The organism is Pantoea sp. CTOTU46764, assembly GCF_031974595.1.
In the GTDB taxonomy this organism is placed as follows: Bacteria; Pseudomonadota; Gammaproteobacteria; order Enterobacterales; family Enterobacteriaceae; genus Pantoea; species Pantoea trifolii.
This window is the reverse complement of the sequence record NZ_DALYOQ010000018.1, coordinates 33,877-40,362: the sequence shown is the minus strand read 5'-3', so window position 1 is coordinate 40,362 and position 6,486 is coordinate 33,877. Positions and strand designations below refer to the sequence as shown.

Here is a 6,486-nt window from a genome sequence, read left to right as displayed (position 1 = left end):
TGCAACAAGCCGGACTCGACGCGCTGCCGGTCATTGAAATGCCTAGCCATACCCAATCCGACTTCACGCTGCTTCAGCCGCAGCTGAGTGGCGACACGCCGCTGAGCGCGGTGATCTGCACCAACGATCTGCTCGCCATCAGCCTGATTGGTGCTGCGGCGCGCGCCGGTGTGCGCATTCCGCAGCAGCTGTCGGTGATGGGTTTTGATGGCATCGATATCGGCGAGCACATCGCGCCGTCGCTGGCGAGCGTGAGCCAGCCAGCCGACATGCTCGGCGCCGGGGCGATCGACATGCTGTTACAACAAGCCAGCCGCGGCACGCGCGTGCTGCCACATCGATTAAGGCTCGGCGCCAGTATCGCCGCGCCAGCAACCACTTTTTCTTCCATTGCCAATATCAGGGAACCATTATGAAAAAAGTCACCATCATTGCCGGGGCGCTCGCACTGACCGCCGGTTCGCTGTTCAGTAGTTTCACCCAGGCCGCTGAGACGGCAATTTGCTACAACTGTCCTCCCGAGTGGGCAGATTGGGGAACCCAGCTTAACGCCATTGCCAAAGACACCGGGATTCAGGTGCCGCAGGACAACAAAAACTCCGGCCAGGCGCTGGCGCAGTTGGTGGCGGAGAAGGGTAATCCGGTGGCAGATGTGGTTTATTACGGCGTCAGTTTTGGCATCCAGGCGGACAGCGCCGGTGTCATCAGTAGCTATAAGCCCGCGCATTGGGACGAAATCCCAGCTGGAATGAAAGATCCCGACGGTAAATGGGTGGCGCTGCACTCCGGCACTATGGGCTTTATGGTTAACGTCGATGCGCTGGGCGGCGCGCCGGTGCCGCAATCCTGGGACGATCTGCTGAAGCCAGAATACAAAGGCATGATCGGCTACCTCGATCCGGCCAGTGCGTTTGTCGGTTACGTGTCGGCCGTGGCGGTCAACCAGGCGAAGGGCGGCAATATGAATGACTTCACGCCTGCGCTGACGTGGTTCAAAAAATTACAGGCAAATCAGCCGATCGTACCGAAGCAAACCGCCTACGCGCGCCTGATCTCCGGTGAGATTCCCATCCTGCTCGACTACGACTTCAACGCCTATCGCGCCAAATATAAAGATCACGCCAATGTCGCCTTTGTGATTCCGAAAGAGGGCACGGTCACGGTGCCGTACGTCATCAGCCTGGTGAAGAACGCGCCGCACGCAGACAACGGCAGGAAAGTGATCGACTACGTGTTGTCGGATAAAGGGCAGTCGATTTGGGCCAATGCCTTCCTGCGTCCGGTACGTACCTCGGCAATGTCCGCAGAGGCGAAGAAATTCTTCCTGCCAGACAGCGATTATGCGCGCGCGCAAACCGTGAACTATCAGCAGATGGCCGATGCGCAGAAAGCCTTCTCGGCGAAATACCTGAGCGAGATCCGTTAATGTCGATGGCTGACACCCTGGCGGCCTCGCGCCGCCAGATACCTACACAACCGGGCAGCCGCTGGCTGTGGCTGACGCTGCCCGCGCTGCTGTTCTTCTGCGCTTTCTGGCTGCTGCCGTTTGCCCGCCTGTTGCAAATCGGCATGCAGGACGATCGCAGCACCCAGCACAGCGGTTACTGGACGGTGATCACCCAGCCGCACTATCTGCTGAGCCTGCTGAACACCGTGCTACTGTCGCTGGCGGTGACGCTGGTGACCTTGCTGATTGCCGCTATCGTCGGCTGTTTTCTGGCGCGTCAGCGCTTTACCGGGCGCGGCACCTTGCTGGCGCTGCTGACCTTTCCGCTGGCGTTTCCCGGTGTGGTGGTGGGTTTTCTGGTGGTGATGCTGGCCGGGCGTCAGGGATTGCTGGCGCAAATCAGCATGAGCCTGGTGCATGAGCGCTGGACGCTGGCCTATTCGCTGGCGGGGCTGTTTATTGGTTACCTCTATTTCTCGCTACCGCGCGCCATCGTCACGCTGGTGGCGGCGAGTGAAAAACTCGATCGCTCGCTGGAAGAAGCGGCGCGTTCGCTTGGTGCCAGCCAGTGGCGCATCACCTGGGATGTGATTGTGCCCGGCCTGCAACCGGCGCTGCTCTCTACCGGTGCGCTCTGTTTCGCCACCAGCATGGGCGCCTTTGGCACCGCCTTTACGCTCGGCACCGATTTGGCGGTGCTGCCGCTCACCATTTACGGCGAGTTCACCAACTACGCCAACTTTGCCACCGCCGCTGCGCTGTCGGTGTTGATGGGCGGATTCGCCTGGCTGGCGCTGATGCTGGCGCGCCGTCTGGCGCAGGCTAGGGAGGCGCAATCATGAAGCGTCGTGGACTGTTTAGCCTGCAACTGTTGATCACCGCCATCACCGCGCTGTTTATGATCGTGCCGGTGGTGCTGTCGATGCTGGCGGGCGTCACCAATAACTATTTTATCGGCCTGCGCAGCGGCTTCACGCTGAAGTGGGTGGAGCAAGTGTGGCAGATGTACGCCGATACCTTCTGGCTGTCGCTGCTGATCGCGCTGTTCTGCCTTTTAGTCACTTTGTTGATTGGCGTCCCTGCCGCGTGGGGATTGCTGAAAGCGCCGGGCCGCTGGGCAGCGCGTATTGAAGAGTGCTTGATGCTGCCGGTGGCGCTGCCCGGTCTGGCGACCGCGCTCGGTATCATTCTGCTCTACGGCCAGTTTTCCAGCCTGCGCGACAGCTGGCTGTTTATCCTGATTGGTCACGTGCTGTTTACTCTGCCGTTTATGATGCGGCCGGTGCTGGCGGTGATGCAGGCGGTGGATATGCCGCGCCTCGAAGAAGCCTCGGCCAGCCTTGGTGCCAGCTTGTGGCAGCGCTTCTTTACCGTGGTGGTGCCGAACTGCCGCAACGGCATTCTGGCCGGTGCTTTTATGGTGATCACGCTGTCGGTGGGCGAATTCAACATCACCTGGATGCTGCATACGCCGCTGACTAAAACCTTGCCGGTTGGCCTGGCCGACAGCTACGCCTCGATGCGGCTGGAAGTGGGTTCCGCCTACACGCTGATTTTCATTCTGATGATTCTGCCGCTGCTGCTGATGCTCAATGCCGTGAATCACTGGCTTAACCGCGCGGTCTCGCGCCAACACAAGGAGGCAGCATGAATCCTGCGGCCGTTACCGTGACGCTGCGCGGCTGCGCACGTCACTTTAATCATCATCAGGCGCTGCAACCGCTCGATCTCACCGTTCATGCCGGCGAAACGCTGGTGCTGCTGGGTCCGTCTGGCTGTGGCAAAACCACCACGCTGCGCATTATCAGTGGGCTGGAAAGCTGCGACGTCGGCGGCGAAGTGTGGTTTGACGATCGCAACGTTACCGCGTTGCCGATTGAAAAACGCAACGTCGGCATGGTGTTCCAGAACTACGCGCTGTTCCCGAATCTCAACGTGGCCGAGAACGTGGCGTACGGTCTGAAAGTGCAGGGCGTGGCGCGTGCCGAACGCGAAGCGCGCGTGCAGGAGATGCTGGCGCTGGTGGATCTCACCGCGCTGGCACAGCGCAGCATCGACAAACTCTCCGGCGGGCAGAAGCAGCGTGTGGCGCTGGCGCGCGCATTAGCCGCGCGGCCTAAAGTGCTGCTGTTTGATGAGCCGCTGGCGGCATTGGATGCGCGCCTGCGCGATCGTCTGCGTCTGGAGATCGGCGCGCTGCTGAAGAAGCTGGCGATCACCGCAGTCTACGTGACGCACGATCAACAGGAAGCGATGGCGCTCGGCGACCGTATTGCGGTGATGGAGCAGGGACGTTTGGTGCAAATCGATACGCCGCAGAACATCTATCAGCATCCGGCATCAAAATTTGTCGCCGATTTTGTTGGCGCGATTAACTGCGTGGATGTCGATACACGCGGCAATCCGCAGCGTTTCTGCCGTCCGGAAGATGTGCTGCTGGCCAGCGATGATCGCTATCAGCGCCAGGGCTTTATTGTCGCCAGCACCTTTTTGGGCGCGTCGCAGCGGCTGATGATCGATATCGGGCTGGCCACACCGATTCAGGTGGATCGCCACGCGCGTGAAGCCTGGCATGCCGGACAAGCGGTGAGCTGGGCGCTGGCGCAGGACGCTGCGCTGCAGTTTTCTTAATTGGCCCGGTCGCCATAAATCTATGTACCGTAGTAGGGTCGCCATTAATGGCGACCGACTAGCATTGAATATCCAAAGGAAAAAATTCGTGTCTGAAGCAATGACGCTAATCGCACAAATCAGCGATTTACACATCAAGGCCAACGGCCGTTTGTCCTACAAAAAAGTCGACACCCAAGCCGCGCTGCTGCGGGTTATTGAGACGCTAAACCGCCTTTCGCCGCGCCCCGACAGGGTGGTAATTACTGGCGATCTGGTCGATTTCGGCACGGCAGAAGAGTATCAAACGCTGAAGCAGGCGCTGCGCCAGCTGCAACTGCCGTTTCTGCTGATGCCAGGCAATCACGACGATCGCCAGGCGCTGCGTGCGGCATTCCCGGATCATCACTATCTGCAGCACGGTGAAACCCTGAACTGGCAGATGCAGGTAAAAGGCGTGCAGTTGCTGGCGCTCGATTCCAGCGTGCCGCAGCAGCCGTGGGGCTATGTGGATGAAGCGCAATTGCACTGGCTTGATGAGCAGTTGCAGCGCCAGCCGCAGTTGCCAACGCTGGTGATGCTGCATCATCCGCCGTTTCTCTGCGGCATAGAACACATGGATAACCAACCGTTGCGCAATCCGGCGGCGCTGGCGGCGATTATCCAGCGCCATCCGCAGGTGGAACGCGTGCTGAGCGGCCATCTGCATCGCTCGGTGCAGGCGCGTTTTGCCGGTACGCTGGCCTGTGTGGCGCCGGGCGTATCGCATCAGGTGGCGTTTGATCTCGCCGAAAGTGGCCCAGCCAATTTTGTGCTGGAGCCGCCGGGCTTCTTGCTGCATCGCTGGCATCAGCAGCAGGGCATGAGCACCCATTTGTGTGCCATCGGCGATTATCCCGGTCCGTGGCCGTTTTACGATGCCAATGGTTTGATCGATTAGCGCCAGCGCAGAGAAAGAAATCGGTATGGCTGACAGGATGCTTCGTGCTCAATTTGCGTTGTGGGTGTACAATCGCCCGTTAGCTCACCAGGGCAAGTGCATCCAACAATAACAAGACTGTCAGGCACACATATTGATGAATCTATCCACTAAGGCCGGCGCGCCATGCTAATGCGCCTGCGGCCAAAAACTGACCTGCGAACGCTGATCGCGCTATTGGCGATTACCAGCATCGTCATCACGCTCGCCAACACCCTGTACGCCACCTGGCGCGTGCAACGTATGGTCCTGATCGAAAGTACACTCGAAGCCAATCGCGCCTACGCCACCAAACTGGCGGCGACCACCGAGGTCTTCTTTCAGCTGGCTCAGTCGCAGCTGCACTACAGCGCGACACAGTTGGGTAATGATTTTGATAATGCCGATCTGTCGCAGCAGGAGGTGAATCGCCTGCGTGAGCAAACCAACAGCTTTAACTCGGTGGCCGTTGTGGACAGCAACGGCATCGTGAAAGCCATTTCACCCGAATCGCTGATGCTGAAAGGCATGCAGCTGACCAGCCAGGCTTCGCGTGAGGCGCTGGCGCAGCGTCAGCCGATGGTCAGCAAACCCAGCATCTCCGCCGCCAATAACCTGATTGTGTTTGTCTCCTGGCCGATCTGGAGCAAAGACGGACGCTACCTTGGCTACGTTGGCGGCACAATTTACCTGAAGAAGAAAAGCATCCTTAATGCGCTGCTCGGTGAGCAGTTCTATCGCGATGGCACCCACGTTTACGTGCTGGATCGCAATAATCAGGTGCTCTATCACCAGAACAGCCAGCTGATTGGTAAAAGCGTGCCGGGCATCGTTAGCGATCGCCAGCGCGAAGAGAAAACCAACGGTGAAGTGCAACTGACGGAAGAGAACGTGCCTAAGCTGGCCGGTTACGCCATCGTGCCGACCACCGGCTGGATGGTGGTGGCGCTGAAACCCACCGATGTCACGCTGGCGCCGCTCACCGGTTTACTGCTGAAAGTATTGAAAAACTCGGTGCCTTTTGCGCTGCTGACCTTGCTGGTAGCGGTGATTCTGGCGCGTCTGATTGCGCTGCCGCTGTGGCAACTGGCGCGCAAAGCCAGCCAGATGGATTCACAAGGCGTGTCGAGCGAGATTGGCGGCATTCGCGCCTGGTATTTCGAGGCGGCGCAGGTCAAACGTGCGCTGCTTACCGGCATTGGTTTAGTACAGGACAAAATTGGTCGCCTGAAATCGGAAGTGCAGAGCGATCCCATGACCAATCTGCTCAACCGCCGTGGCCTGAGCGCGGTGCTCGACTACTTCGCCACCATGCGTCAACCATTCTCGGTGCTGGCGCTGGATATCGATCACTTCAAACGCGTCAACGATACCTTTGGTCATGACGTCGGTGATGAGGTAATTAAACATGTGGCGCGAACCTTACGCAGCAGCGCACGTCAAACCGATGTGGTGTGCCGTAACGGCGGGG

The 6,486-nt window shown here is 59.1% G+C and carries 7 protein-coding genes; all 7 read left to right on the top strand.

Annotated elements, in window-relative coordinates:
* On the top strand, window positions 1-416 hold a 416-nt coding region (locus RTM06_RS09015; protein WP_312181546.1), incomplete at its 5' end, for a substrate-binding domain-containing protein.
* Window positions 413-1,426, top strand: a complete 1,014-nt coding sequence (locus RTM06_RS09010) for an ABC transporter substrate-binding protein (RefSeq protein WP_312181544.1) — start codon at window positions 413-415, stop codon at window positions 1,424-1,426. The genes RTM06_RS09015 and RTM06_RS09010, both read left to right, overlap by 4 nt.
* Window positions 1,426-2,289, top strand: coding sequence for an ABC transporter permease (locus RTM06_RS09005; RefSeq protein WP_265300259.1), 864 nt, complete (start codon window positions 1,426-1,428; stop codon window positions 2,287-2,289). The genes RTM06_RS09010 and RTM06_RS09005 overlap by 1 nt, the downstream gene beginning before the upstream one ends.
* Window positions 2,286-3,098: an ABC transporter permease gene (locus tag RTM06_RS09000; protein WP_312181541.1), complete on the top strand. Its 813-nt coding sequence runs from the start codon at window positions 2,286-2,288 to the stop codon at window positions 3,096-3,098. Before RTM06_RS09005 ends, RTM06_RS09000 begins: the two co-directional genes overlap by 4 nt.
* Window positions 3,095-4,078, top strand: coding sequence for an ABC transporter ATP-binding protein (locus tag RTM06_RS08995; RefSeq protein ID WP_312181539.1), 984 nt, complete (start codon window positions 3,095-3,097; stop codon window positions 4,076-4,078). Before RTM06_RS09000 ends, RTM06_RS08995 begins: the two co-directional genes overlap by 4 nt.
* Before the next feature lie 100 nt (window positions 4,079-4,178).
* Window positions 4,179-4,997 carry a phosphodiesterase gene (locus RTM06_RS08990; RefSeq protein ID WP_409455794.1) on the top strand — a complete coding sequence of 273 codons (819 nt, stop codon included), beginning with the start codon at window positions 4,179-4,181 and terminating at the stop codon, window positions 4,995-4,997.
* A gap of 165 nt (window positions 4,998-5,162) precedes the next feature.
* Window positions 5,163-6,486, top strand: a 1,324-nt coding sequence (locus tag RTM06_RS08985; protein ID WP_312181535.1) for a sensor domain-containing diguanylate cyclase, incomplete at its 3' end; no start/stop codon positions are given.

What these genes read in the sequence shown, in the direction of transcription:
- RTM06_RS09010 (WP_312181544.1), top strand. Translation starts at nt 413, where the DNA reads ATGAAAAAAGTCACCATCATTGCCGGGGCGCTCGCACTGACCGCCGGT.
- RTM06_RS09005 (WP_265300259.1), top strand. Translation starts at nt 1,426, where the DNA reads ATGTCGATGGCTGACACCCTGGCGGCCTCGCGCCGCCAGATACCTACA.
- RTM06_RS09000 (WP_312181541.1), top strand. Translation starts at nt 2,286, where the DNA reads ATGAAGCGTCGTGGACTGTTTAGCCTGCAACTGTTGATCACCGCCATC.
- RTM06_RS08995 (WP_312181539.1), top strand. Translation starts at nt 3,095, where the DNA reads ATGAATCCTGCGGCCGTTACCGTGACGCTGCGCGGCTGCGCACGTCAC.
- RTM06_RS08990 (WP_409455794.1), top strand. Translation starts at nt 4,179, where the DNA reads ATGACGCTAATCGCACAAATCAGCGATTTACACATCAAGGCCAACGGC.